The sequence below is a fragment of the Shimia sp. genome, from assembly GCF_039969785.1.
In the GTDB taxonomy this organism is placed as follows: Bacteria; Pseudomonadota; Alphaproteobacteria; order Rhodobacterales; family Rhodobacteraceae; genus Shimia.
The window spans coordinates 99,097-122,786 of sequence record NZ_JBDVNC010000018.1; the positions used below are offsets into that span (position 1 = coordinate 99,097).

General features: G+C 57.5%; 22 protein-coding genes. 6 read left to right on the top strand and 16 right to left on the bottom strand.

Annotation, left to right across the window (positions count from 1 at the left end; genetic code table 11):
- The first annotated feature begins 2 nt into the window (after positions 1-2).
- Positions 3-470, top strand: coding sequence for a dUTP diphosphatase (dut, locus tag ABJI08_RS09910; RefSeq protein ID WP_348401673.1), 468 nt, complete (start codon positions 3-5; stop codon positions 468-470).
- Complete coding sequence (locus tag ABJI08_RS09915; RefSeq protein ID WP_348401674.1) at positions 470-1,528, top strand: HesA/MoeB/ThiF family protein; 1,059 nt, start codon at positions 470-472, stop codon at positions 1,526-1,528. Before dut ends, ABJI08_RS09915 begins: the two co-directional genes overlap by 1 nt.
- A 41-nt stretch (positions 1,529-1,569) precedes the next feature.
- Here ABJI08_RS09915 and ABJI08_RS09920 read toward each other — a convergent pair whose 3' ends face one another.
- Positions 1,570-2,778, bottom strand: a complete 1,209-nt coding sequence (locus tag ABJI08_RS09920) for a PLP-dependent aspartate aminotransferase family protein (protein ID WP_348401675.1) — start codon at positions 2,776-2,778, stop codon at positions 1,570-1,572.
- Positions 2,779-2,889: 111 nt separating this feature from the next.
- Between ABJI08_RS09920 and ABJI08_RS09925 the strand changes: the two genes are divergently transcribed.
- The gene (locus ABJI08_RS09925) at positions 2,890-4,902 is read left to right on the top strand and encodes a M3 family metallopeptidase (RefSeq protein ID WP_348401676.1); all 2,013 of its coding nucleotides are present in this window, start codon (positions 2,890-2,892) and stop codon (positions 4,900-4,902) included.
- A 111-nt stretch (positions 4,903-5,013) separates the two neighbouring features.
- Here the strand turns inward: ABJI08_RS09925 and ABJI08_RS09930 are convergent, their stop codons facing one another.
- The 7 genes from ABJI08_RS09930 to ABJI08_RS09960 form a co-directional block, all read right to left on the bottom strand.
- Complete coding sequence (locus ABJI08_RS09930; protein WP_348401677.1) at positions 5,014-6,510, bottom strand: phosphomannomutase/phosphoglucomutase; 1,497 nt, start codon at positions 6,508-6,510, stop codon at positions 5,014-5,016.
- A 24-nt stretch (positions 6,511-6,534) separates the two neighbouring features.
- Positions 6,535-7,368, bottom strand: coding sequence for a 3-deoxy-8-phosphooctulonate synthase (gene kdsA, locus ABJI08_RS09935; protein WP_348401678.1), 834 nt, complete (start codon positions 7,366-7,368; stop codon positions 6,535-6,537).
- Positions 7,369-9,021, bottom strand: coding sequence for a capsule biosynthesis protein (locus ABJI08_RS09940; protein WP_348401679.1), 1,653 nt, complete (start codon positions 9,019-9,021; stop codon positions 7,369-7,371).
- Positions 8,999-9,658 (bottom strand): ATP-binding cassette domain-containing protein, encoded by a 660-nt coding sequence (locus ABJI08_RS09945; RefSeq protein ID WP_348401680.1) that lies wholly within the window; start codon positions 9,656-9,658, stop codon positions 8,999-9,001. The genes ABJI08_RS09940 and ABJI08_RS09945 overlap by 23 nt, the downstream gene beginning before the upstream one ends.
- Positions 9,659-9,845: 187 nt before the next feature.
- Positions 9,846-11,093: a Na+/H+ antiporter NhaA gene (locus ABJI08_RS09950; RefSeq protein WP_348401681.1), complete on the bottom strand. Its 1,248-nt coding sequence runs from the start codon at positions 11,091-11,093 to the stop codon at positions 9,846-9,848.
- 127 nt (positions 11,094-11,220) lie between these two features.
- Positions 11,221-12,255 carry a permease gene (locus tag ABJI08_RS09955; RefSeq protein ID WP_348401682.1) on the bottom strand — a complete coding sequence of 345 codons (1,035 nt, stop codon included), beginning with the start codon at positions 12,253-12,255 and terminating at the stop codon, positions 11,221-11,223.
- Entirely contained in the window at positions 12,248-12,592 is a 345-nt protein-coding gene (locus tag ABJI08_RS09960) for a metalloregulator ArsR/SmtB family transcription factor (protein ID WP_348401683.1), read from the bottom strand. The genes ABJI08_RS09955 and ABJI08_RS09960 overlap by 8 nt, the downstream gene beginning before the upstream one ends.
- 85 nt (positions 12,593-12,677) lie before the next feature.
- Here ABJI08_RS09960 and ABJI08_RS09965 point away from each other — a divergent pair, with 85 nt between their 5' ends.
- Together ABJI08_RS09965 and ABJI08_RS09970 are read left to right on the top strand one after the other, a co-directional pair.
- Positions 12,678-13,259: a uracil-DNA glycosylase family protein gene (locus tag ABJI08_RS09965; RefSeq protein WP_348401684.1), complete on the top strand. Its 582-nt coding sequence runs from the start codon at positions 12,678-12,680 to the stop codon at positions 13,257-13,259.
- The gene (locus ABJI08_RS09970; RefSeq protein WP_348401685.1) at positions 13,256-14,047 is read left to right on the top strand and encodes an SseB family protein; all 792 of its coding nucleotides are present in this window, start codon (positions 13,256-13,258) and stop codon (positions 14,045-14,047) included. Before ABJI08_RS09965 ends, ABJI08_RS09970 begins: the two co-directional genes overlap by 4 nt.
- Before the next feature lie 28 nt (positions 14,048-14,075).
- On the opposite strand, the gene ABJI08_RS09975 is transcribed toward ABJI08_RS09970, so the two are convergent.
- The 7 genes from ABJI08_RS09975 to ABJI08_RS10005 form a co-directional block, all read right to left on the bottom strand.
- Entirely contained in the window at positions 14,076-15,005 is a 930-nt protein-coding gene (locus tag ABJI08_RS09975; RefSeq protein ID WP_348401686.1) for a glyoxylate/hydroxypyruvate reductase A, read from the bottom strand.
- Positions 15,002-15,412, bottom strand: a complete 411-nt coding sequence (locus ABJI08_RS09980) for a VOC family protein (RefSeq protein ID WP_348401687.1) — start codon at positions 15,410-15,412, stop codon at positions 15,002-15,004. Before ABJI08_RS09980 ends, ABJI08_RS09975 begins: the two co-directional genes overlap by 4 nt.
- A gap of 73 nt (positions 15,413-15,485) precedes the next feature.
- Positions 15,486-16,625, bottom strand: coding sequence for a rod shape-determining protein RodA (gene rodA / locus ABJI08_RS09985; RefSeq protein WP_348401688.1), 1,140 nt, complete (start codon positions 16,623-16,625; stop codon positions 15,486-15,488).
- Positions 16,622-18,565, bottom strand: coding sequence for a penicillin-binding protein 2 (gene mrdA, locus ABJI08_RS09990; RefSeq protein ID WP_348401689.1), 1,944 nt, complete (start codon positions 18,563-18,565; stop codon positions 16,622-16,624). Before mrdA ends, rodA begins: the two co-directional genes overlap by 4 nt.
- Positions 18,562-19,098, bottom strand: a complete 537-nt coding sequence (locus ABJI08_RS09995; protein WP_348401690.1) for a rod shape-determining protein MreD — start codon at positions 19,096-19,098, stop codon at positions 18,562-18,564. Before ABJI08_RS09995 ends, mrdA begins: the two co-directional genes overlap by 4 nt.
- Positions 19,091-19,984, bottom strand: coding sequence for a rod shape-determining protein MreC (gene mreC, locus ABJI08_RS10000; RefSeq protein ID WP_348401691.1), 894 nt, complete (start codon positions 19,982-19,984; stop codon positions 19,091-19,093). Before mreC ends, ABJI08_RS09995 begins: the two co-directional genes overlap by 8 nt.
- Before the next feature lie 76 nt (positions 19,985-20,060).
- Positions 20,061-21,101: a rod shape-determining protein gene (locus ABJI08_RS10005; protein ID WP_348401692.1), complete on the bottom strand. Its 1,041-nt coding sequence runs from the start codon at positions 21,099-21,101 to the stop codon at positions 20,061-20,063.
- A 217-nt stretch (positions 21,102-21,318) separates the two neighbouring features.
- Between ABJI08_RS10005 and rlmJ the strand changes: the two genes are divergently transcribed.
- Positions 21,319-22,101 carry a 23S rRNA (adenine(2030)-N(6))-methyltransferase RlmJ gene (rlmJ, locus tag ABJI08_RS10010; RefSeq protein WP_348401693.1) on the top strand — a complete coding sequence of 261 codons (783 nt, stop codon included), beginning with the start codon at positions 21,319-21,321 and terminating at the stop codon, positions 22,099-22,101.
- 47 nt (positions 22,102-22,148) lie between these two features.
- On the opposite strand, the gene ABJI08_RS10015 is transcribed toward rlmJ, so the two are convergent.
- On the bottom strand, positions 22,149-23,690 hold the full coding sequence (locus ABJI08_RS10015) for an arylsulfatase (RefSeq protein WP_348401694.1): 1,542 nt from the start codon (positions 23,688-23,690) through the stop codon (positions 22,149-22,151).

A 23,690-nucleotide genomic window follows, 5' to 3' on the forward strand; every position in this document is an offset into this window, starting at 1 on the left:
ACATGCACTCTGTGGCCATCAAAGTAAGCTGGTTGGACGATGCCGACCGGGATGTGGCGCTGCCGTTTTACGAATCTGACGGGGCCGCAGGGGCCGATGTGCGCGCCAATTTTGCGCCTGAGTTGCGGGATGGCATTTTGATCGAGGCGGGGGGGCGCGCGCTTGTGCCCACAGGGATTCGTGTTGAGATTCCAATGGGCTATGAGGTGCAGGTGCGGCCGCGCTCTGGCTTGGCGCTGAAACATGGGCTGACCCTGCCAAACACGCCCGGCACAATCGACAGCGACTATCGCGGTCCGTTGGGCGTTATTATTTTGAACACCGGCACCGAGCCGTTTCATGTCACCCACGGAATGCGCATCGCGCAATTGATTGTTGCGCCAGTTGTGCAAGGAAATTTTGTGGTCTCAGAAGAGCTTAGCAACACGAAGCGCGGCGAAGGCGGGTTCGGCTCGACCGGTGTCAGCTGATGGGTCTTGTTCTTGGGCTTGCGCTGACTTTGTGGTTGATCGGAGCAGTGGTTAAGGCGCCCACTGGCGCGCGTTGGGGCATGATCGCTGTACTTTATGCGGGCGTTTTGCTCATCCAACTGGCCTTGCCAGCAGGGCATCAATTGCGGGTGGCAACCGGTGACAGTCTTGCTTTGTGGGTGATGATCGGCGTGGTCGTGAGTTTTGTACTGGCTTATCGTAAGGTATTGGTACGTTTGCGAAAACATGCACAGGAACCTGAGACTATGGTAGCCGAAAGCCCGTTCAATGACACCGAACTTAACCGCTATGCGCGCCATATCGTATTGCGGGAAATGGGCGGTTTGGGGCAGAAAAAACTGAAAGATGCCAAGGTGTTGGTGATTGGCGCCGGGGGGTTAGGATCGCCCGCGTTACTGTATCTTGCGGCGGCGGGTGTTGGCACAATTGGTGTTGTCGATGACGATGAGGTCGACAATTCGAACCTGCAACGTCAGGTGATCCATCGTGACGACGCAATTGGAACCCCCAAAGTGTTTTCCGCTGAGGCCGCTATGATGGCACAAAATCCTTTCATTTCGGTTAAGCCCTATCATCGGCGCCTGAACGTCGAAGACGCCTCCGAGTTGATCTCTGAATACGATCTGGTACTGGACGGAACCGACAACTTCGACACCCGATATCTGGTCAATCAGGTCTGTGTCGAGCTGGGAAAACCGCTGATTTCAGGCGCGCTGTCTCAGTGGGAAGGGCAGCTGAGCGTGTTTGACCCGACCAATGGAACGCCTTGTTACCAATGTATTTTTCCTGAGGCGCCAGCGGATGGTCTGGCGCCAAGCTGTTCTGAGGCCGGGGTAATTGGGCCGTTGCCCGGCGTGGTTGGCACGATGATGGCGGTTGAGGCAATTAAGGTTATCACAGGGGCAGGAGCGGCGTTGCGTGGCGAGATGATGATCTATGATGCGCTGTGGGGCGAAACCCGTAAAATCGCCATGAAACCCCGCGCAGACTGCCCGGTATGTGGCTCAAAGAAAGCTGGAAAACCGACATCGGTATAACGTCGGTATTCCGGCAGTATTACGTCGGTGTGGTTTTGCGCTCAGAGCACCTTTGCCAGATCAGCAATCAGGTCGTCGGCGTCTTCTAACCCCACCGACAATCGGAAGATACCGTCACCCGCATAAGCGCGGTAATCGTCAAGCTGCGCTCCGGTCAATCGGAATGACGTATCCATCAGCGCGTCTGTTCCCATCCAGAAAATCAGGCTGCGGTGATGGCCCAGCGACACCGCATAATGGATGGTCTCTAATCGTTCGATCATGACTTGTGCCATCGCCTCGCCCTGTTGCGCGTTGCCTACCTGAAACGAAACCATGCCTGACGTATTGGTCATCTGCGCCTGGGCCAGCGCGTGTTGCGGGTGGCTGGGCAGACCGGGGTAAATCACCTGGGTCACAGAGGATTGTGTTTCCAGCCACTGTGCGACTGCCATCGCGCCAGTTTCGTGGGCTTTCATGCGCAGCGGTAATGTCGACATCCCGCGCGAAATTAGCCACGCGTTGAATGGTGACATGATGCCGCCATGATGGATCGACGCTTCGCCGCGCATTTGGCTGATCAGCTCTTTGCGCCCCGCCACTGCGCCACCAACGGCGTCGCCATGCCCGCCCAAATATTTGGTTGCGGAATGCAGGATCAGGTCTACCCCCAACGCGGTGCAATTCTGCCCGAGTGGCGAGGCGAAAGTGGCGTCACATGACAGAATCGCATTCGCGTCGCGGGCAATTTTCGAGATCGCCGCAAGATCGGTCAGGCGCCCGATGGGGTTGACCGGGGTTTCGGCGTGGATCAGGCGGGTGTTGGGACGGATTGCAGCGGCAACGGCGGCGGGGTCTGAAAAGTTGACGGTGTCGACCGCAATGCCAAAGCGCGGTAGCGTATCGCGCGCCAGTTCAGCGACCCCGGCATATGACACATCCGAGACAATGGCGTGATCGCCTGCAGACAAAAAGGTCAGAAATATCGCGCTGGCTGCGGCCATGCCCGAGGCGACACACAGGCAATCCTGAGTGCCTTCCAGTGCGGCGATCTTTTGTTCCAGCATTTGGACGGTGGGGTTGCCCCAGCGCGCATAAAGAAAGGCACCGTTGTCTTCCAGATCATGGGCTGAAAACCCGGATACCTGATCGGTGACAAATGTTGACGACATATGCAACGGCGGTGCCGAAGCGCCAGTGGCCGGATCAGGGCTTTCGCCTGCGTGAATAGCGGTGGTCATTACGCCCTTTGGGCTGTTGCGAAATGTCATATCAAGCTCCCGGTTGAATAACCTGAGCGTGGGGGCGCAGCTTTGTGATTGCAAGTCCGATTGCGACCCGCGCGTGTCGTGCTTAGGGTGGCGTCAAAGGAGACCAGCCCCATGACCAACCCGTTGCTGTCCGACTGGACCACGCCGTTTCAGATTGCCCCGTTTGACACCATTGCCGACACCGATTTTGTCCCGGCTTTTGAGCAGGCATTGACCGAACACAAGGCCGAGATTGAGATTGTCGCAGGGTCCGCAGAAGCGCCGACATTTGCCAATACAATCGAAGCGTTAGAGGCCGCAGGTGGTGCGTTGGACAAGGTTTTGTCGGTGTTTTTTACTGTGACAGGTGCCGACAGCTCTGAGGCGCGCGAGGCGTTGCAGCGTGAATTTTCCCCCAAGCTGGCACAGCACAGCGCCGAAATTGCGTCAAACAAGGCGCTGTTTGCTCGGGTGGCAGCCGTTTGGGACGCGCGGGATGGCTTGGATTTGACTGACGAACAGCAGCGTGTGCTGATGCTGACACATCGCGGATTTGTGCGCGGTGGTGCGGCGCTCGAAGGGGACAAAGACGCCCGCATGCAGCAGATCAAGGCGCGGTTGGCGGTGTTGGGTACCGAGTTTACACAAAATCTGTTAGCAGATGAGCGTGATTGGTTCATGAAACTGTCCGAAGAGGATCTGGACGGGTTGCCCGGATTTGTCGTTGATGCGGCCCGGGCGGCAGGTGTCGAAAAAGAAGCTGATGGCCCGGTGGTTACACTGTCCAGATCGCTGATCGTGCCGTTCCTGCAGTTTTCACCGCGACGTGATCTGCGCGAGGTTGCGTTCAGGGCCTGGGTGGCACGTGGCGAAAATGGTGGTGATACGGATAACCGTGCCATTGCGGCTGAAATACTGGCGTTGAGAGAAGAGCGGGCTCAGCTGTTGGGCTATGCGACATTTGCCAATTACAAGCTTGAAACCGAAATGGCGAAAACACCCGATGCGGTCCGGGATTTGCTGATGGCGGTCTGGACCCCGGCAAAAGCACGTGCGCAGGCGGATGCGGCGATCTTGACGGATATGATGCAGGTTGACGGCGTAAATGGACCGCTGGAACCGTGGGACTGGCGCTATTACGCGGAAAAGCGGCGCAAGGCGGATCATGATCTGGACGAGGCGACGCTGAAGCCCTATCTGCAACTGGACCGGATGATTGAGGCGTCGTTTGCCTGTGCGACACGGTTGTTCGGGTTGGCGTTTGAACCGCTGGATGTGCCGCTCTACCACCCCGATTGTCGCGCGTGGGAGGTCACACGCAATGGCAAACATGTGGCGGTGTTCATCGGGGATTATTTTGCGCGCGGGTCTAAACGCTCGGGCGCGTGGTGTTCTGCGATGCGAGGGCAGGCGAAAATGCCGGAACAGCAAGCACCGGTTGTGATCAATGTGTGCAATTTTGCAAAGGGTGATCCGTCGCTGCTCAGCTATGACGACGCGCGGACCTTGTTTCACGAATTCGGCCACGCCTTGCACCAGATGTTGTCGAATGTGACCTATGAGAGCATTTCGGGCACATCGGTTGCGCGAGATTTTGTCGAATTGCCCAGCCAGCTTTATGAACACTGGCTTGAAGTGCCTGAAGTGTTGCAGGAATTTGCCACCCATGCCGAGACCGGCGAAGCGATGCCGCCTGAGATGCTGGAAAAGGTGTTGGGTGCCGCGAATTTTGATCAGGGATTTCAGACGGTTGAATATGTCGCCTCGGCGCTGGTCGATCTGGCGTTCCATGATGGCGCAGCACCACAAGACCCTATGGCCCGACAAGCCGAGGTATTGGCCGATCTGGACATGCCACGTGCCATCACGATGCGCCACGCCACTCCGCATTTCGCGCATGTCTTTGCCGGGGACGGGTATTCCAGCGGATATTACAGCTATATGTGGTCCGAAGTGATGGATGCCGATGCCTTTGCCGCCTTTGAAGAAGCCGGCAGCGCGTTTGACCCGGCAACGGCTGAGGCCTTGGAGGCGCATATCCTGTCAACTGGCGGGTCAGTGGAAGCCGAACAGCTTTACACCCGGTTTCGGGGGCGACTGCCGGGGGTTGAGGCATTGCTCAAAGGGCGCGGCTTGATGGCTTGACCAGGGGGGTGTCTGAAACCTGGGAAACAGGCTCAGCGCAGCTGAGCCACGCCCAACGCTTTTGGGGCGCAGCTTGCTGTGTTCTGAAAGCGGCGGGAGCCGCCCGTCAGTTTAGATTGTCTGGTCGTAGTCGCCAACACCGGGTTCCGTGCGGATGCCCTTGTTCAGCTCGTCAAAGATGGCGTGCAGTTCCGCTTCGCTTTCCGCGCTTTCGCACACGACAACAAGGTTAGGTGTGTTGGACGATGCCCGCACCAGACCCCAGCTGCCGTTTTCCAGAATGACGCGCGCGCCATTGACGGTCACGATTTCCTTGATCGGCTGACCTGCAAAAGTCTCACCAGCTTCATGCTTGGCCACAAGTTTTGCAACCAGCCGTTCCAGAATATCGTATTTCTCGGTATCAGAGGCATAGGGCGACATCGTTGGGGTCGACCATGTTTTCGGCAGCGCCTTGCGCAGGTCCGACATGGACTTGTCCGGGTTGCGGTCCATCAGTTTGCAGATTTCCACGGCAACACGCATGCCACAGTCGTATCCGCGCCCGATTGGTTCTGCCAGAAAGTAGTGTCCTGACTTCTCGAAACCAGCCAAAGCGTTGATTTCTTTTACCCGGCGTTTCATGTGGCTGTGCCCGGTTTTCCAGTAGTCCACAGTGACACCCGCCGCCTTAAGCTCGGGGTCAGCGGCGTAGAGGCCGGTTGATTTCACGTCCGCCACAAAGGTTGGGTTCGGATAGATTTTGCACAGGTCGCGGGCCATGATCACGCCAACCTTGTCTGCAAAAATCTCTTCGCCCTCGTCGTCGACCACACCGCACCGGTCGCCGTCGCCATCAAAACCCAGCGCCAGATCAGCGCCGGATGCTTTGACCGAGTCTGACATGTCGTGCAGCATCAGCATGTCTTCGGGGTTCGGATTGTAGTTGGGGAACGTGTAGTCCAGTTCGTTGTGACTTGGCACCACTTCGACGCCCATACGTTCGAAAATCTCAGGAGCAAATGCGGACGCGGTGCCATTGCCGGTTGCGCAGACGACTTTGAGCGGGCGGGACACTTTGAAATCACCCACCAGATCGTCGATATAGGCCTCTTTCACACCCGAAACCATTTCGCAGGCGCCACCAGGGGCGGCGTCAAAATCGCCGTTCAGCACGATGTCGCGCAGCTCTGCCATTTCGTCCGGGCCGTGTGTCAGTGGGCGTTCAAAACCCATTTTCACGCCAGTCCAGCCGTTAGGGTTGTGGCTGGCTGTGACCATTGCGACGGCCGGAACATCCAGATGAAACTGAGCGAAATAGGCCATGGGCGACACGGCCGGGCCAATATCTTTGACCCGGATACCTGCCTGCATCAGACCGATAATCAGCGCGTGTTTAATGGCCACGGAATAGTCGCGGTAATCGTTGCCCACTGCGATCACAGGCTCAATTCCACGTCGTTGGATTTGCGTGCCCAGACCAAAGCCAAGCGCGGTCATGCCGGGCAGGTTGATCTCTTCCGGGAATTTCCAGCGGGCGTCATATTCGCGAAACCCGGTTGGCTTGATCATTGGATCGCGCAGGAATTCCCAGGTGTTGGGTGTCACGTCATGAATAGGGCGTGTCATGTTCAAACTCAGTTGCTTTGTGGTTTAAATGGATAAGGGATTTGCCTTGGCAACATGATCAAACGCCATCAACGTTTCAATCAGTTTGGGCATATCGTGCAGATGCATCATGTTGGGGCCATCGGAAGGGGAGTTATCCGGGTCTTGATGGGTTTCGATGAACACGGCAGCGATGCCAAGCGAAATTGCTGCGCGCGCCATAACCGGAGCGAATTCGCGTTGCCCACCAGAGCTGCCGCCCTGACCGCCGGGTTGCTGAACAGAGTGCGTTGCGTCCATCACAACAGGATATCCGGTCTGGGCCATACGCGGCAGGGACCGCATATCTGCGACCAGCGTGTTATAGCCAAACGACGTGCCGCGTTCGGTCAACAGGATGCGTGAATTGCCAGTGCTTTCGACCTTGGCCACGACGTTGTCCATATCCCAGGGGGCCAGAAACTGACCCTTTTTGATATTGATCGCCGCGCCGGTTTCACCTGCGGCCAGCAACAGGTCTGTTTGACGGCACAGGAAGGCGGGGATTTGCAGGATGTCCACGGCATCTGCGGCGGGCGCGCATTGTGCCTCGGTGTGAATATCCGTCAGAACCGGTACGCCAATCGCCTTGCCGACATCGGACAAGACTTTCAACCCACCGTCCAGACCCAACCCACGTTTGCCGGAAACAGAGGTGCGGTTGGCCTTGTCATAACTTGCCTTGAACACATATTGTGCCCCGGCTGCGTCGCAGGCTTCTTTCATTTTGCCCGCGATCATTTGCGCGTGGTCCGCGCTTTCCAGCTGGCAGGGGCCGGCAATGACGGTCAGGGGACAATCATTGCCAACGGTCAATCCGGCGATTTCGACATGCTTCATTTACGAGGACACCTGTTCTCTGAGAATTGATGCTGTGAGTGAGATCATCAGGTAGATGCCCGAGAAAATAAGGAAGGCCAGGACAGTGTTTTCGAAACTGCGCGGATATGAGGGATCCTGACTGGCGACCGGTTCTACGGACGTCGTCAGATAACGCACCTGACGGCTGGCTTCGAGCTCGGTCTGTTTGAGCGTTTGCAGCGCTGATTGCATCAAAAGGTCAGCGGTTGCCAGATCAGCTTGCGCCATTTGGATTTGCGCGGTTTTCTGAGCCAGAGATGAGCCGCCGCTTGTGGCTTCGGTCATTTTCTTTTGCAGGCGCAAAAGCAGTGCCTGGAGGCGTCTGACGTCGCCACGCACACCTTCGACGCGCGCCTTGTTGGGACGGGCATTGTCTTCGAGCGCGGCAAGTTGCAGCTCTTTTTCCTGAAGCTGGACTTCTACATTTGAAACTTGTTGGCGCAGCGACATGATCAAGCCTTCGGGATCGAGTACCGAATTTTCCTGAAGTTTGACCAGAGCTTCCTGTGCCTCGCGGCGTTCGCCCTTGGCCTTGTCCAGACTTGTGCCCGCATCGCGCACCTGATCCTCGCGTTTGCGTTGAGACAGGTCATCAACACGCGTTTCTGCATAGCCGATCAGAGCCTCGGAAAACCGGGCCGAAACCGCAGGATCCGGGGTCGAAACCTCCATGCGCACAACGCCTTCGGTCGGGTCGTAGCCAATCTTCACGTATTTTTTGTAGAGCTTATAGGCCTTCTCATGCGACGCCTCTGCGGGGAGGCGCTGAATAGGGTCGATAAAATCCTGAGAGAATACGTCTTTAAAACCTTCGTCTTCGTCCAGCCGCACCATGGCGTCCTTGGAGGCAAGATAGCTTTGGGTTGCGATACTGTCCTGATTGGTCGCGAATTGTGTCCCTGACAACAGCGAGCCAAGCCCGGAGCCGCCTGCGTTGTCAGCCTGCAGGATCAGGAATTCAGACTTGGTTGAATACATCGGTGTTGCCACCGAATAGAAATACCAGGCCGCAAACATCGTTGGCAGAAAGACAAATGCCGACAAACGTCCCAGCATAAGTAAAAGACGGCGACGACGGCGACGCGCGATGTCTTTTTGAATTTCGCCAATCTCGACCGCACGCATTTCGGCGGGAGAACGGGTTTCGGTTGACGGAAGCTGGTTCTTGTCCACCGGCGTGGTCTGGGGCAGCTGGACCCGGTTTTCTGCAACCTTCGCCGGGATGTTGTCAGTTTCCTTTTGCACCAGTTCAAGCATGTTTGTGCGTTGAAACGGATCAATTCCAGCCGAGCGCAACAGGCGTATGGCGTCGTAATCTGATGTCGCGGCCAGCCCGTTTTTCTGAGCCATACGGCGCGCCATGCGCAATTGGCGCCCGGTCAGACCTTCGCGCTTGATATCATCGATTTCCTGTTCCGCAGACTTGGCCTGACCCGGAGCAGGGGGTTTGCCGGTGGCCTTGTCGCGCGCAGGTGGCTGAGGAATGTCGCTGGTCGGTCGGGCGGCGGCGGACGTGGACCGTGTTGGGGTCACGCTTGCCCCGGCCGCAGACGCGGTTGTGCCATCGGCGATCGTTTCCGAAGGGACAGAACGACGTATGCGAAACTTTTTAGCCTTGGGTTTGGTAGTCATAGAGCTGCTTTGCCTCTTCCAAGGTGTCGAAAATATACAACTGACCGTTCAGCAATACTGCAGCCGAACGAGCGAACTTTTCCAGCGTTTGCGGCTGGTGCGACACGATAATGATGGTGGTGGTGCGCAGGCGTTCCTTAAGAACTTCGCCAGCGCGTTTGTTAAAGTCGACATCGGTGGACGAGGGCATGCCTTCGTCAATCAGGTACATGTCGAAATCAAGCGCGAGCAACAGCGAAAATGTGAAACGCGCCCGCATGCCGGACGAGTAGGTGCCCAACGGTTGATCGAAATATTCACCCAGACCACATAGCCAGCGACAGAACGCTTCGACATAGTCCGGATCAAGGCCATATAGCCGCGCGATGTAGCGGCTGTTTTCAACAGCGGTGTGTTTGTTGACAACGCCACCCATAAAACCCAGCGGAAACGAGATACGGCAATCGCGCCGAATGACGCCTTCGTCCGGTTTTTCGAGACCGGCCATCATGTTGATCAAGGTGGTTTTGCCGGTGCCGTTTGGGGCGAGCACACCAAGAGAACTTCCCAGTTCAACGCGGAACGACACGCGGTCAAGGATCACCTTGCGCTGACTTCCTGTCCAAAAGGACTTACTCACATTTTCGAACTCGAGCATGGAATGCTCCCGGGCTGCTCTGCCTTTAGCTTACACCAAATCCCTTAACGCTCTGTCGGCGTCTTTGGGATCAATATGTCGGATTGCGCATATGATTAGCAACTCTCTGAGGCAAGATTACGGCGAGAAACAAGAAAAACCGGCGCAAAGGCACCGGTTTTTCCGAATTTGTCATGTTTGATTCGCGTCAGAGGTTTTGTTTTTGAACGCGAAACACCTTACCGGCGATTATCGAAACCACAGCAGCCGAGAAGCTGAACAGGGCACCCATCTTGGCTGCGTCCTGAACCGGACCAGCATCAAACGCCACCGAGGCCACAAACAGAGACACGGTGAAGCCAATCGCGGCCACACATCCGATGACCACAAGGTCGATGATACGCATGCCTTGGGGGATACCCAGTTTGAGCGGCACAGCGGCGACCCAGCCAAAGAGCAGAATGCCAACCGGTTTGCCGATCAACAGCCCGGCAAGCACAAGCCACGTTGCGTCACCCATGGACGAAAACTGAACCCCGGCATTGAGCAGGCCAAAGAAGAACAGGATCATTTCGACCGGGCGTTTCAGCGCGTGCTCAACCACGTTGAGCAGGTCATGCAGGTGGGTTTCAGCTTCGGCAAACAAACCAAACGCACGGTCCGCATGGGGCAGGGTCGGCACGATGGGCAGAAGGCCCAGAGCCGGGTGCAGGCCCGAGCGCATAAAGCCATACCAGCTGAGACATGCGGCCACGAAATAGGGCGCAAAATGCAGTTTCTTACGCACCCATGTGGAATTTGGGCGCGCTTGATTGCCACGGTCCATGCGGCGCGGCAGCCAGTTGAAGAACACGTAAACTGCGATGGCTGCAAACAGCGACAGCAGCAGCCATTCGGGCCCCAGTTCGCCAGAAGGGTAGAAGATCGCGAGGATAATCAGGCCTGCCGCGTCATCTGCGATGGCCAGCAACAACAGGAAACGGACCGCCGGATGACCCGCTCCAAACACGATGCGACCCACAAGATAGGAAAACGCGATGTCGGTTGCTGTGGGAATGGCCCAGCCATTGGCCACAGCGCTATATGTGTCTGATCCCATGATCAGCGCCAGACCCAGATAGACGCCGATGGGGCCAAACATGCCGCCTGCGGTGGCAAACAGCGGTGTGGCCGCTTTTTTGCCGCGCAAAGACCCGTTTTTCAGAATGACGGCTTCCCAGACTTCCTTGGCTGCGATGGCAAAGAACAGGGCCATCAACAGGTCATTCACAAGATAATGCAATGTCAGGGTTCGGTGGCCATCATGCAAATGGCCGATCGGCGCATGATCCCAGATCACGAATTCAACGAAGTGATGGTAGCTTGAATAGTCGAAGTTGGCCCAGATAAGTGCCACAACTGCGCCAATTATCAGTAGCAGTGAGTATTCGTTGAGAAAGTTCCAGACGCGATACATGAAGCTCCACCCTTAATCCAGTTTGGATCGGTGATTAGCGGAATTCTCAGTCTCGGGCAACGGTTGGGTGACAGACGCGACAACAGGCGCGGAAAAAGTCAATTCCGCGCCTGTTTTGAACGCATGTTCAGGCGATGGCTTGCCAGACAACACCGGCGATCAGCGCACCCAGCATGGCATAGCCAAGATAGGCAAAGAACACTTTTGGTTTGACCAGCGCCCAGACCGCGATGGCCGCCGGGATACAGCTGACCCCGCCAGCCAGAACAAAGCTCATTGCGGCACCATTGGACATGCCCTGTTCCAAAAGCGCATCGACCAGAGGCACGGCAGCGTATCCGTTCAGATAGGCCGGTGCGCCCACCAATGCGCCCAAAATGATCGGCATCACGCCAGAACCACCCAGGAAACCAGCAATCCAGTCAGCCGGGACATAGTGGATCATCAGCGCTTCGAGCACATAGGCCAGTGCCAGCCATTTCAAAAGGAACAGCAGGTTTTCCATCGAGGTTTCACGAAACGTGTCTCGACGTTCTTTTTCGGTCCAGAATTTCCATACAGGTTTGTCGGAGAACGGTTTTTTGGTGCCACAACAGCCGCCGACCTGAGGCCGTTCGCGCAACGGTTCGGTGAAAACCGGCGTGGATTTCAGCAACATGGTGCCATAGCCGCCCATCAGGCCCAGACCAATGGCCGCCACGGCCTTGGCCACGGCAAAGTCAAATCCAAGCGTACCGGAGGTGATGGCAAACATCGCAGGGTCCATCAGCGGAGAGGCCAGCCAGAACGCCATCACCGCAGAGAGCGGCGCGCCCACAGCCAGCAGGGCGGCGATAAAGGGAATGACCTCGCAAGAGCAAAATGGGGAGAGACCGCCAATAAGCGCTGCAAATAGAATCATGCGCGTTTCGCGGCCCTGAAACGCCTTGGCAATCAGGTTTTCAGTGCCCGTCGCCTTGAGATAGCCGATGGCAAGCACCGCAAACAGGATAAACGGGCCGGTGTGCAGCAATGCGCCGCTGGCAAACTGGATGGTTGGCCAGAGCTGTTTCGTGTCCAGGATCGCGACCGCAACGAGAATCAGCACAAAGGCCAGCCAGGCCTTGTCGATACGGGCAAGGCGTGCGCCAAGCGGGGCGGGGGATTGGGTGGTATCAGCCATGATCGTGATCCTTGTTGGGGGTTGCGCTGTCGGCGCAACATTCCTGCAAAAGAAAGTGTGACAACTGGTGTACAGCGTCATAAGCCGCCGCGACGCAGATGATCGAGCGGCCCTGTTTTTCCTGAGTGACCAGCCCCGCCTGCGCGAGAATTTTCATATGATGGGTCAGGGTCGAGCCGGTCACGCCGGTGCGCTGGCCCAATTCGCCAATCGAGATGCCTTCGCCGCCTGCGCGCACAAGGCAGCGCAAAACGGAAAGGCGTTGTTCAGAACCAAGCGCTGCAAAAGTAGAGGCTGCAATTTCGAGCGAGATATCGGTGGGGTCACTGTGTTTCATATTTCTAGAAATATCGAAATAACTGAGTCGCGCAAGTGTTATTTCGATAATTGTCGAAATAAATGGTGGGGACTATATCCAAGACATGACATTGAGAGATGATATTCGGGCCTGTCGGCTTTGCGCGGACCGGTTTGCAGGCACTGCAACCGCGCATGTGCCGCGCCCGGTGGTGTGGTTTCGCCCAAACGCGCGCATTCTGATCGTAGGGCAGGCGCCGGGCGCGCGGGTGCACGAAAGCGGGCGCCCCTTTACCGATCCGTCGGGTGACCGCTTGCGCGACTGGATGGATGTGGACGAAGAAACGTTTTACAACCGCGACCGCGTTGCCATTGTACCCATGGCGTTCTGTTTTCCCGGCTACAACGCCAAGGGCAGCGATTTGCCGCCCCCGCCAATTTGCGCGCGTACGTGGCGTGACAGGGTGATGGCGGATCTGGGACAGGTTCCGCTGATCCTTATGATCGGTGGATACGCGCAAAAATGGCATCTGGGCACCAAAGCCGGTGTGACTGAGACCGTAGAGCGCTGGCGCGACCATGCGCCCGACATGATCCCCTTGCCTCATCCGTCGTGGCGCAATACGGCATGGATAAAGAAAAACCCGTGGTTTCAGGCTGATCTGTTGCCAGTCTTGCGGGCACGCATCAAGGAGGTGCTGAAATGACCGAAGTGACTCCGCTGGACCATGCGCATGCCGCGATGGAAGCGGCATCCGAAGATGACGGCGCGCGGCTGCGCTTTTTTGAACGCCTTGCTGATGCCGAGCTGTTTATGTTGCTAGACAAAGATATCGAAGGCGACAGCATTTCGCCCGAAGTGTTCGAAACCTCTGATGCGTCTTTTGTATTGGTGTTTGATACCGAGGAACGGTTGTCCAAATTCGTCAATCGCGTTGTGCCTTATGCGGCGCTTTCGGGCCGTGTGATTGCCGGAATGCTGGCGGGGCAGGGCATGGGATTGGCGCTGAACCCGGAAGTGGCGCCAAGTGCGATCCTGATCCCGCCCGAGGCGGTGGGGTGGTTGGCAGAGACGCTGACCCATGCGCCCGATGAGGTCGAGGCGCGCCCCGAAAGTTTCACCGCACCGATTGGATTGCCCGAAATTTTGCTGACCGCGTTGGACACAAAGCTGTCGACGGCGGTGGGATTGGCGAAATATGCCTATCTGGTTGGGGTTGCCTACGAAAACGGCGTGCGTTCGCATATGCTGGGCTTTGTGCAGGCAGTGCCGGAGGCGCAGTCGGCGCTGGCCAAAGCGGTGAACGAGGCGTTGACCTTTTCCGGGATCGAAGCGGCGGCGCTGGATGTTGGGTTTTTTGAGCCATCTGATCCGGTCGCGGCGCAGCTGGCGCGGGTTGGGTTGCGCTTTGACCTGCCTGAACCGCCCGAAATACCCGAATACAAGCCAATCCCGCCCGGCAGCGATCCGGATTCGCCGCCGAAGCTGAGATAGAGCGAGTCAGGCCGTTTCAGGAAACGGCCTAATAACCCGCCTTGCGGTCCACAAGGTAGAGAAAGTCTTCGCCCGCCTCGCCGCGCCGTACGTTTTCGGCAATCACCTGTGCGGAGGTTACGGGGCGGGTTTCCGAGGCGATATGTGGCGTGACCGTCACGCGGGGATGCGCCCAGAACGGGTGTTCGGGCGGCAGCGGTTCGATGCGGAACACATCCAGCGTGGCATGAGCGACGTGGCCGGTGTCCAATGCTGCCAACACCGCGTCATCGTCGATCAACGGCCCACGCCCGGGATTGATGATAAAGGCGCCGGTCGGCAAAAGCTTTAGGGTTTCGCCATTCAGCGTGTTTTCGGTGGCAGGTGTTGTGGGCAGCAGAAGCACTAGGATGTCAGCGCGTTCCAAAGCCGTTTTTAGCCCGTCCGAGCCATGCAGACACGTGATGCCGTCAATCTGCTTGGCGCTGCGGCTCCAACCGGTGACAGGAAACCCCAAGCCCGCGATGGCCCGTGCACAGGCAGTGCCCAATTCACCCAGACCCAGAACCGTCACGCGGCGATCCTGGGCGAGGGGGGGAATGTAAGGGTGCCATTGACCGTTTTGGTCTTTGATGTTGCGATCCATGCCCAGATGATGACGCAGGACGTGCCCGGTGACCCATTCGACCATGCCACGGGTCATACCGGGATCGACCATGCGGGCCAGCGGTTGGGTCAGAGTGGGATTGCCAACCACGTTTTCGACCCCGGCCCACAGGTTCAGCACCGCTTTGCAGCGGGTGAACGGTGTGAAATCCTGAACGTCGCTGTTGGGGGCATAAACGATGTAATCCACGGTGTCCGGGGCATGATAGGTGCGCAGATCAACCTTTAATCCCAGATCGGCAAACGCAGTGTGCAGGGGATGTTCGTATTTCTCCCAACGATCGGCCTGAGCAGCAAACAGAACATTGATCATGTCGCAAACACTCCTGACATATCGCTAAAGCCCTTGACCTCGATTGGATTCCCAAACGGATCGCGAAAAAACATCGTGCTTTGTTCGCCCGGTTTCCCGGCAAAACGCGTGAACGGCTCCAGTACAAATTCAACATTCAGGGATTGCAAACGATCCGCCAGCGCGCGCCAGTCGGACTGGGGCAGGATCACGCCAAGATGCGGCATGGGCACCATTTTGTCACCGACACAGCCGGTGGCAGATGTGGCGAATGTTTCGCCCAGATGCAGGGAAATCTGATGCCCGAAAAAGTTGAAATCCACCCAGGTTTCGGTGCTGCGCCCTTCGGTGCATCCCAGTATGCCGCCATAAAAGGCGCGCGCCTGATCAAGATCGCCGACATTATAGGCCAGATGAAAGATCGACATGGTGTATCCTTGCTTGCGGTTTGGATCAGTCAGGGCACAAAAACCGGTGCGGTGGCAAGGGGGGATGTTTGGCTTAGCGGGGGCGGTGCACATGCGCGCTTTGGACAAGGCCAAAGGCGATCATAAGAACCAGCATGGCAGAGCCGCCATAGCTGACCAATGGCAATGGCACACCCACCACCGGCGCCAGTCCCATGACCATCGACATGTTCACCGCAAAGAACAGGAAAAAGGCGCCGGCAATGCCAAGCGTCAGCAATGCGGAGTACCTGTCGCGATTGGCCAGCGCCGATGCGATGCAGAACAGGATGATGAGCGCATAGAGCGCCAAAAGCGAGATGGCCCCGATAAAGCCGAATTCCTCGGCCAGCGTGGTGAAGATAAAGTCGGTGTGCTTTTCCGGAAGGAAGTTCAGGCGCGATTGGGTGCCTTGCATAAAGCCGCGCCCGGTCCAGCCGCCGGACCCCAGCGCGATCTTGGACTGGGTGATGTGATACCCGGCGCCCAGCGGATCGGATGACGGATCAAGAAACGTGTCGATGCGGCGATACTGATAGTCTTTGAGCAACTGCCAGTCGGCTCCGCGGGATTGGAAAACAGCCGCCACCAGACCAACGGCAAGCCCGATCACAGCCGCGAAATAGGCCCAGTGTACCCCAGCCATGAACATCACCATCGCCCCGCCAACCAGCAAAAGGATCGACGTGCCAAGGTCAGGCTGGCGCAACACCATCGCGGTAGGCAGCAGGATCATCAAAACCGGCACCAGCACCCAGAACGGGCGGGATGTGCGTTTGGATGGCAACCAGTCGTAATATCCTGCAAGGGCCATCACCAGCGTGATTTTCATCAGCTCAGACGGTTGCAGACGCATGAAACCAAGGTCGATCCAGCGTTGTGCACCCATTCCGACGCTGCCCATCACTTCGACCAGAACAAGCAGGACAATTGTGACCAGATAGGCGGCACCGGACACGGATCGCCAGAACCAGATCGGGACCATGGCGACAAACAGCATCAACGCCAGCCCAAGCCCATAACGTTTCATCTGGGGCTCGGCCCACGGAGAAAACGATCCGCCCGCCACGGAATAGAGCATCAGAAAGCCCACACAGGTCACGGCCGTCAAAAGCAGCACCAGCGGCCAGTTCAGATACAGCACCTTGCGCAGGCCTGCCGGGACATATTTGACGGTATACTCTAGATAACTCATGCGCGGTCTCGCGTTGAGATATCACGTTCGGGAACCAGACGGTCCAGCTCTTCCTGTTGCGTGCGGATGCGGCCGCGATCCTTGGACGGATAGGCCGACAGGGGTGGTGTGCCGCCATAAAGCGCCTGAAGCGTGATGTCGCGCGCGATGGGGGCCGCCGCCGTTGAGCCGCCGCCGCCATGTTCGACCACCACGGCCACCGCAATACGCGGATTGTCGTAGGGGGCGAAATTCACGAACAGGGCGTGGTCACGGCGATCCCATGGCAGGTCGCTGTTGCGGGTCACGCCACGTGCACGCTCTGCTGTGGTGATGTTGCGCACCTGACTGGTTCCGGTTTTGCCGGCCAGCCGATACTGGTCTTCGATGATGCGGCTGCGATAGGCGGTCCCGCGCCGGTTGTTGGACACGGCATACATGCCCCGGCGGACCTGCCTGAGATGGTTTTCGTTGATGTCCAGCGCGGCTGGGTCGATGATTGTCTGGTCGATCCCATTGACGGACTTGACCAGTCGCGGCTCAATCTGAAGCCCTGAGGCGAGGCGCGCGGTCATCACCGCCAGTTGCAGCGGTGAGGCCAGCACAAAACCCTGACCGATCGACGCGTTTACCGTATCGCCAACCACCCATGTTTCGCCGCGCACGCTTTGTTTCCAGTTGCGGGTTGGGCTTAACCCGCGCGCCACACCGGACAATGGCAGATCATACCGGACGCCAAGCCCAAGCTTGGCCGCCATCGCAGACATGCGGTCGATGCCCACCTCAAGCGCGAGTTCATAGAAATAGACGTCGCAGCTTTCGCGCAGGGCTTGTGACAGACCAACATGCCCATGACCGGCGCGTTTCCAACAGTGGAACCGGCGATTGGAGACTTCGAGATGGCCGGGGCACCAGACCGTGTCTTCGGGTGTAACGAGGCCAGCTTCAAGGGCGGCCAGTGCTGTCACCATCTTATAGGTTGACCCGGGGGGATAGGTGCCCTGAACGGACTTGGCCGCAAGGGGGCGATGGTCGTTTTCGGTCAGATTCCGGTAGCCAGCCACGGAAATGCCCTGCACAAACAGGTTCGGATCAAAGGTCGGCGCAGAAGCCACCGCCAGCAGATCGCCATTCTGACAATCAATCACCACCGCCGAGGCGCTTTCCTCGCCCAGTCGGGCTTGGGTGTAAGATTGCAATTGCTGGTCGACGGTCAGCTGAACATCGTCGCCTTGCTGGCCTTCGCGTCGGTCCAGTTCACGCATGACGCGCCCAACTGCGTTGACCTCGACCCGTTTGGTGCCTGCTTTGCCGCGCAAATTGTCTTCCAGGCGGCCTTCCAGCCCAACTTTGCCAATCTGAAAGCGGGGGATGCGCAAGAGCTGATCCGGGTTATTGATCTTAGTAAGGTCGTAATCCGAGATCGGACCGACATAGCCCACCACATGGGCAAAATCACCTCTGAGCGGATAATAGCGCGACAGCCCAACCTCGGGTGTGATGCCGGGCAGGGCGGGGGCGTTGACGGCGACGCGGCTCATTTCCTCCCAGGTGACACGATCAGCAATTGTGACCGGCAAAAACGGCGGTGACCTGCGCATCTCTGTGATCGCGCGATCAAGGTCATCCGGGTCGAGTTCGACAAGTGAGGCGAGCTTTTCGATCACCTTGTCCACATCGCCTGCATCCTCGCGCACCATAATGATGCGATAAGACGGTTCATTGCGGGCCAGAATGATGCCGTTGCGGTCAAAAACTTCACCGCGTGCGGGGGGGATCAGGCGAATATTGATGCGGTTTTCTTCGGCCAAAAGCCGGAACTGATCTGCCTGTTCCACCTGAAGAAACCGCATGCGCAGCCCCAAAGCGCCAACAAACGCAACCTGTGCGCCGCCCAGTAACAGGGCGCGGCGATTAAGGCGGGTGTGGCTTTCGCCAACTTCTGCCGGGGATTTTCTCATGTGGCGACCCCCATTCCGTTATCGCGCACCGTTGTACGACGCACGCCAAGCAAGACAGAGGACAGAAATACAACAAACGGGTAGGCGATCACATTCATGATCAGTTGCATCAGGGTCAGACCCAACGAGGCGCGTTCAATCAGAAACACGGTCAACCCAAGACGGTAGGCCAGTGTGACGGCAATCATGACAGCCGCCGCGATGGCCCATTCCGTGAGAAACGTGGCCGAGCGCAAAGACTGGGCGCGGCGGTGTTGCACCTCGACGGCGATGACCATCACCGCAGCCATCAAACCCGGCGGGCGCAGCAGCAGCAAATCCGCCAGCAGAAAGATCAGCGCCACCAGCACGGGGGGGGTGTATTTGGGTTGGCGCACGGCCCAGGCCACGGTCAGAACCACCAGCAGATCAGGCCCGGCCCAGCGGCGCGGCGTGGTTTCAAGGGGCAGCAGCTGAAGAAACAGCAGCGCCAGACACAGCGCGGCAAAGGTGAGCCGCATGACCCATTTGTGAGACAGAACAGCGCTAGCCATCGCTGGCCTCGGCGGCATCTGCCGATTGTTCAGGGGAAATAACAGTGCCCGGCGTGGTGACGTTTTCCTGACCGTGATGACGCAGGACACGCAGATATTCGAGCCGTTCATAATCTGCCGCCAGACGCACACGCAGCCGCCCGCCGGGATCGGTTGCGACTTGTCCGATCAACAGACCGCCGGGGAAAACGCCGCCATCCCCGGATGTCACAACTCGGTCGCCCGGGCGCACGAGATCCGGGTTTTCTAGGAAATCGACATGCGGGGCGACGGAATTGTCACCGATAATCAGCGCAGTCTGACCAGAGGGCTGAATTTGCGCCGGAATGCGCGACGAGCTGTCGGTGAGCAGGATCACGCGCGCCGTGGTTTGGCCTACGCCTGAAATCCGCCCCACAAGGCCAATGCCATCCATCGTCGCCCAACCATCCACAACGCCGTCGCGCGCGCCGATGTTCAGCAACACGGATTGGCGAAACGGAGAGCCGCTGTCGGCCAGTACAACACCCGTTACATAGGTCAGGCGCGGATCAAGGCGCACATTGTTCAGATCCAACAGCCGCGCATTTTCCTGCTCAAGCTGCAGAGCCGCTTCCTTCCATGCCTTCATTTGTTGAAGTTCACGACGAAGCTCTTGGTTTTGTTCGACAATCCGGTTGTAGCTTTGGAAATCCCTAAGCAGGTTAACGGTGGCTGTGACAGGCGCCATTGCCCAGTCAAAGCTGGGCACAACGCGGTCTGTAACCTGTGCGCGGAACCGTTCCACCCGGGGGCTGTCGATGCGCCAGACCAGAAATACCGCAAGCAGACACAGCACAATTACCCCTACAAACAAACGTTTGAGGGGCGCTGCATAGTCTTCGCCTTGGTTGCGGTCTTTGGCCAACCTGCCTCCGGGGTTTTGAAGGACGTGTTAGATGTAGCACGCGGGGCCGTCTGATCCAAACGGCCCGGCTGGGGCGTCAGCTGTCGTAATCGATGGCGTGACGCAGTTGTTTTTCGTATTCCAGCGCCTTGCCGGTGCCCATGGCCACACAGTTCAGGCTTTCATCCGCGATTGACACGGCCAGCCCGGTCTGTTCGCGCAGCGCCAGATCAAGATCGCCAAGCAACGCGCCGCCGCCGGTCAGCATCACACCCCGGTCCACGATATCTGCGGCCAGATCGGGGGGGGTGGCTTCCAGCGCGGTCATGACAGCTTCGCAAATCTGCTGCACAGGTTCGGCCAGTGCCTCGGCGACCTGCGCCTGACTGATCTCGGTTTCTTTGGGCACGCCATTCAGCAGATCGCGCCCGCGGATTTGCATCGACTGGCCACGGCCATCGTCGGGCATGCGCGCGGTGCCGATAGATGTCTTGATCCGTTCCGCCGTGCTCTCTCCGACCAGCAGGTTTTGCTGGCGGCGCAGATAGTTGATGATGGCCTCGTCCATGCGGTCGCCCCCGACACGGACCGAACGGGCGTACACGATGTCACCAAGGGACAGAACCGCCACTTCGGTGGTTCCGCCGCCGATATCGACAACCATGTTGCCGGTGGGGTCGGTGATTGGCATGCCGGCACCAATAGCCGCAGCAATGGGTTCCGCGATCAATCCGGCACGTCGCGCGCCAGCCGACAGAACCGATTGGCGAATCGCGCGTTTTTCAACAGGCGTGGCACCGTGGGGCACACAGACGATGATCTTGGGCTTGGAAAAGGTCGAGCGTTTATGCACTTTGCGGATGAAGTGTTTGATCATCTCTTCGGCGGTGTCAAAATCCGCAATCACACCGTCGCGCATCGGGCGAATGGCCTCAATAGACCCGGGCGTGCGGCCCAGCATCAGTTTCGCATCTTCGCCCACGGCCAGCACCTTTTTGATGCCATCCTTGACGTGATACGCGACCACTGATGGTTCGCTGAGGATGATGCCTTTGCCTTTGACGTAGACCAGCGTGTTCGCTGTCCCAAGGTCGATGGCCATGTCAGACGAGAACAAGCCGCCCAGATTTCCCAGCATGTGTCTTCCATTCCCCAGAAATTCAAATAGGACCCGCGACTCTGCCGGAAACGGGCCGACCTTCTTATATGGAGTGCTTTGGGTTTGTGAAAGACCCTCAAAAGCCCAAATGCGCATGAATCCGCCATGAATTGAGAGCCGGCCTTATCTGTGGCACGATCGCTTGCATTCCGGGCGAAAAAACGGCCATGTGCAGGGCAGCAAAAAGGGCGCGAACATGTTGAGCTACCAGCATATTTACCATGCGGGCAATCTGGCGGATGTGCAGAAACATGCGCTGTTGTGCCGGATGCTGGCGTATATGGGGCAAAAGCCCAAACCGATCAGTTATCTTGAGACACATGCCGGGCGCGGGCTTTATGAATTGCAGTCCGCTGAGGCCCTGAAGACTGGCGAGGCCGCAGCGGGTATCGGTGTCGCTGAACAGTGGTTTGATGAAAAACACCCCTATTCACAAGCACTTGCCAACGTTCGGGCACGCCATGGTGCAGGCGTGTATCCGGGATCGCCGGGCTTGGCGGCGGCTTTGCAGCGTGAGGGGGACAAGATGCATCTGGCGGAACTGCACCCGCAAGAAAACGCCGCCCTGGTGCAAGCGATGCGCGGCAGTGGCGCCAAAGTGCATCGTATGGATGGGTTCGAAATGGCCATGGGCGTGTGCCCTCCTACGCCGCGAAGGGGGCTGATTCTGATCGACCCGAGTTATGAAATAAAAAGCGATTACAACACGATACCGAGCTTCATCGCGCAGTTGAATCGCAAATGGAATGTGGGCGTGATCGCGTTGTGGTATCCAATTTTGGTGGATGGCGCTCACAAAGACATGCTGGCCGCGCTTGAGGCGCAGGACTTGCCCAAAGTGCTGCGACATGAAGTCAGATTTCCGCCTGTGCGCGCTGGGCACCGTATGGTGGGGTCGGGGATGTACATTGTGAACGCGCCATTTGGCCTGGAAGATGAAGCCAAGTGGCTTAGCGGGCTTTTTTCAGCGATGAAATAAAGCAAGCCGCCGGATAACTCCGGCGGCTCAATTTCGCACGCGACGTTTTAACCACCTTGGTTTCGTTGCAAGCTTTCAAGCACTTGGTCGATCCCAAAGCTGGCGGCTTTGGCACGGGGTGGATAGCTTACAAATGTTTCCAAGAATTTTGCGACATAGGCTTGCGCCGGCACCAACAGAAACAGCCGCTCAAAGCGAAACTGTGCATAGGCTGGTGCTTCGTGCTGGGCGCGCTCAAACGGATCACTGTACAAATCAATGATCTTGGGGAGACGCAGTTGGACAAACGGTTCCTGCCAGACGTCAAAACCATGCGCCCGCTGCTCGGCAAAGACTACCTTCCAACGGTTGTAGCGCATATTCACCAGATCGCCGCCGTCCGAGAAATAGAAAAACTCTCTGCGTGGACCTTCTTCGGTTTCCCCTTTGAAATATGGCATGAAATCATACCCATCCAAATGAACCGGCTCGTTGGCTTCGCCAAATGGAGCTTCGGTCAGCATGCGTTCTTTCATATCAGTATCGCCCAAAGCAGACATGAATGTGGGGAACCAATCAAGGTGGCTGATGATCTGGCTTGATCTGCGTCCGGGTTCAATCACGCCGGGCCATTTGATCATCATTGGAACACGATAGCCGCCTTCCCAGTTGTCGTTCTTTTCGCCTTTGAACGGGGTTGTCCCGCCGTCCGGCCAGCTAAACACTTCGGCCCCGTTGTCGGTGGAATACATAACAACGGTATTATCGGCGATGCCCAGTTCGTCCAGTTTGTCCAGAAGTTCACCGACCATGCCATCATGTTCCACCATCCCGTCCGGGTAAACGCCCAGTCCGGTGACACCCTGACTTTCGGGTTTGAGGTGTGTATTGATGTGCATCCGGGTGGAATTGTACCACAGAAAGAAAGGTTTATCCTGTTCGGTCGCACGATCCATAAAGTCGAGCGCGCCTGCGGTGACTTCTTCGTCAATGGTTTCCATACGCTTTTTGGTCAAAGGTCCGGTGTCTTCAACGGACCCGTCCACGTTGGATTTGATGACACCACGCGGGCCGAAATTTTCCCGGAATTCAGGGTCCTTGGGGTAGTCGACGTTTTCCGGCTCTTCTTCGGCATTAAGGTGGTACAGGTTGCCAAAAAATTCGTCAAAACCGTGGTTGGTCGGCAGGTGTTCGTCCCTGTCGCCAAGGTGGTTTTTGCCATACTGGCCGGTCATGTACCCTTTGGACTTCATGTACTCAGCAATTGTCGGGTCTTTCTCCGACATGCCTTCTTTGGCGCCCGGCAGACCTACTTTGAGCAAACCTGTGCGGAACCCTGACTGCCCGGTGACAAAAGATGCGCGCCCGGCTGTACAGGATTGTTCGCCGTAGCCGTGGGTAAATAAAATGCCTTCGTCAGCGATGCGATCAATATTGGGGGTCTCGTATCCCATCATGCCCTGGTTGTAGGCGCTGACATTCCAATACCCGATGTCATCGCCCCAGATCACAAGGACGTTGGGTTGATCGCTTGCGGTTGCTTGCATGGCAAGTGTGGTGCCAGTGGCAAACGCAGTCGCAAAAATAGCCCTGCGGACAAGGTGTCTCAT

Coding starts and splice junctions, on each gene's coding strand:
- ABJI08_RS09940 (WP_348401679.1), bottom strand. CDS start 9,021: ATGACTACCAAACCCAAGGCTAAAAAGTTTCGCATACGTCGTTCTGTC.
- ABJI08_RS09945 (WP_348401680.1), bottom strand. CDS start 9,658: ATGCTCGAGTTCGAAAATGTGAGTAAGTCCTTTTGGACAGGAAGTCAG.
- ABJI08_RS09980 (WP_348401687.1), bottom strand. CDS start 15,412: ATGTCGATCTTTCATCTGGCCTATAATGTCGGCGATCTTGATCAGGCG.
- dut (WP_348401673.1), top strand. CDS start 3: ATGCACTCTGTGGCCATCAAAGTAAGCTGGTTGGACGATGCCGACCGG.
- mrdA (WP_348401689.1), bottom strand. CDS start 18,565: ATGAGAAAATCCCCGGCAGAAGTTGGCGAAAGCCACACCCGCCTTAAT.
- ABJI08_RS09920 (WP_348401675.1), bottom strand. CDS start 2,778: ATGACATTTCGCAACAGCCCAAAGGGCGTAATGACCACCGCTATTCAC.
- ABJI08_RS09950 (WP_348401681.1), bottom strand. CDS start 11,093: ATGTATCGCGTCTGGAACTTTCTCAACGAATACTCACTGCTACTGATA.
- ABJI08_RS09930 (WP_348401677.1), bottom strand. CDS start 6,510: ATGACACGCCCTATTCATGACGTGACACCCAACACCTGGGAATTCCTG.
- ABJI08_RS09925 (WP_348401676.1), top strand. CDS start 2,890: ATGACCAACCCGTTGCTGTCCGACTGGACCACGCCGTTTCAGATTGCC.
- ABJI08_RS09965 (WP_348401684.1), top strand. CDS start 12,678: ATGACATTGAGAGATGATATTCGGGCCTGTCGGCTTTGCGCGGACCGG.
- ABJI08_RS09955 (WP_348401682.1), bottom strand. CDS start 12,255: ATGGCTGATACCACCCAATCCCCCGCCCCGCTTGGCGCACGCCTTGCC.
- ABJI08_RS10005 (WP_348401692.1), bottom strand. CDS start 21,101: ATGCTGGGAAATCTGGGCGGCTTGTTCTCGTCTGACATGGCCATCGAC.
- ABJI08_RS09970 (WP_348401685.1), top strand. CDS start 13,256: ATGACCGAAGTGACTCCGCTGGACCATGCGCATGCCGCGATGGAAGCG.
- ABJI08_RS09995 (WP_348401690.1), bottom strand. CDS start 19,098: ATGGCTAGCGCTGTTCTGTCTCACAAATGGGTCATGCGGCTCACCTTT.
- ABJI08_RS09915 (WP_348401674.1), top strand. CDS start 470: ATGGGTCTTGTTCTTGGGCTTGCGCTGACTTTGTGGTTGATCGGAGCA.
- rlmJ (WP_348401693.1), top strand. CDS start 21,319: ATGTTGAGCTACCAGCATATTTACCATGCGGGCAATCTGGCGGATGTG.
- ABJI08_RS10015 (WP_348401694.1), bottom strand. CDS start 23,690: ATGAGACACCTTGTCCGCAGGGCTATTTTTGCGACTGCGTTTGCCACT.
- ABJI08_RS09975 (WP_348401686.1), bottom strand. CDS start 15,005: ATGATCAATGTTCTGTTTGCTGCTCAGGCCGATCGTTGGGAGAAATAC.
- kdsA (WP_348401678.1), bottom strand. CDS start 7,368: ATGAAGCATGTCGAAATCGCCGGATTGACCGTTGGCAATGATTGTCCC.
- ABJI08_RS09960 (WP_348401683.1), bottom strand. CDS start 12,592: ATGAAACACAGTGACCCCACCGATATCTCGCTCGAAATTGCAGCCTCT.
- rodA (WP_348401688.1), bottom strand. CDS start 16,625: ATGAGTTATCTAGAGTATACCGTCAAATATGTCCCGGCAGGCCTGCGC.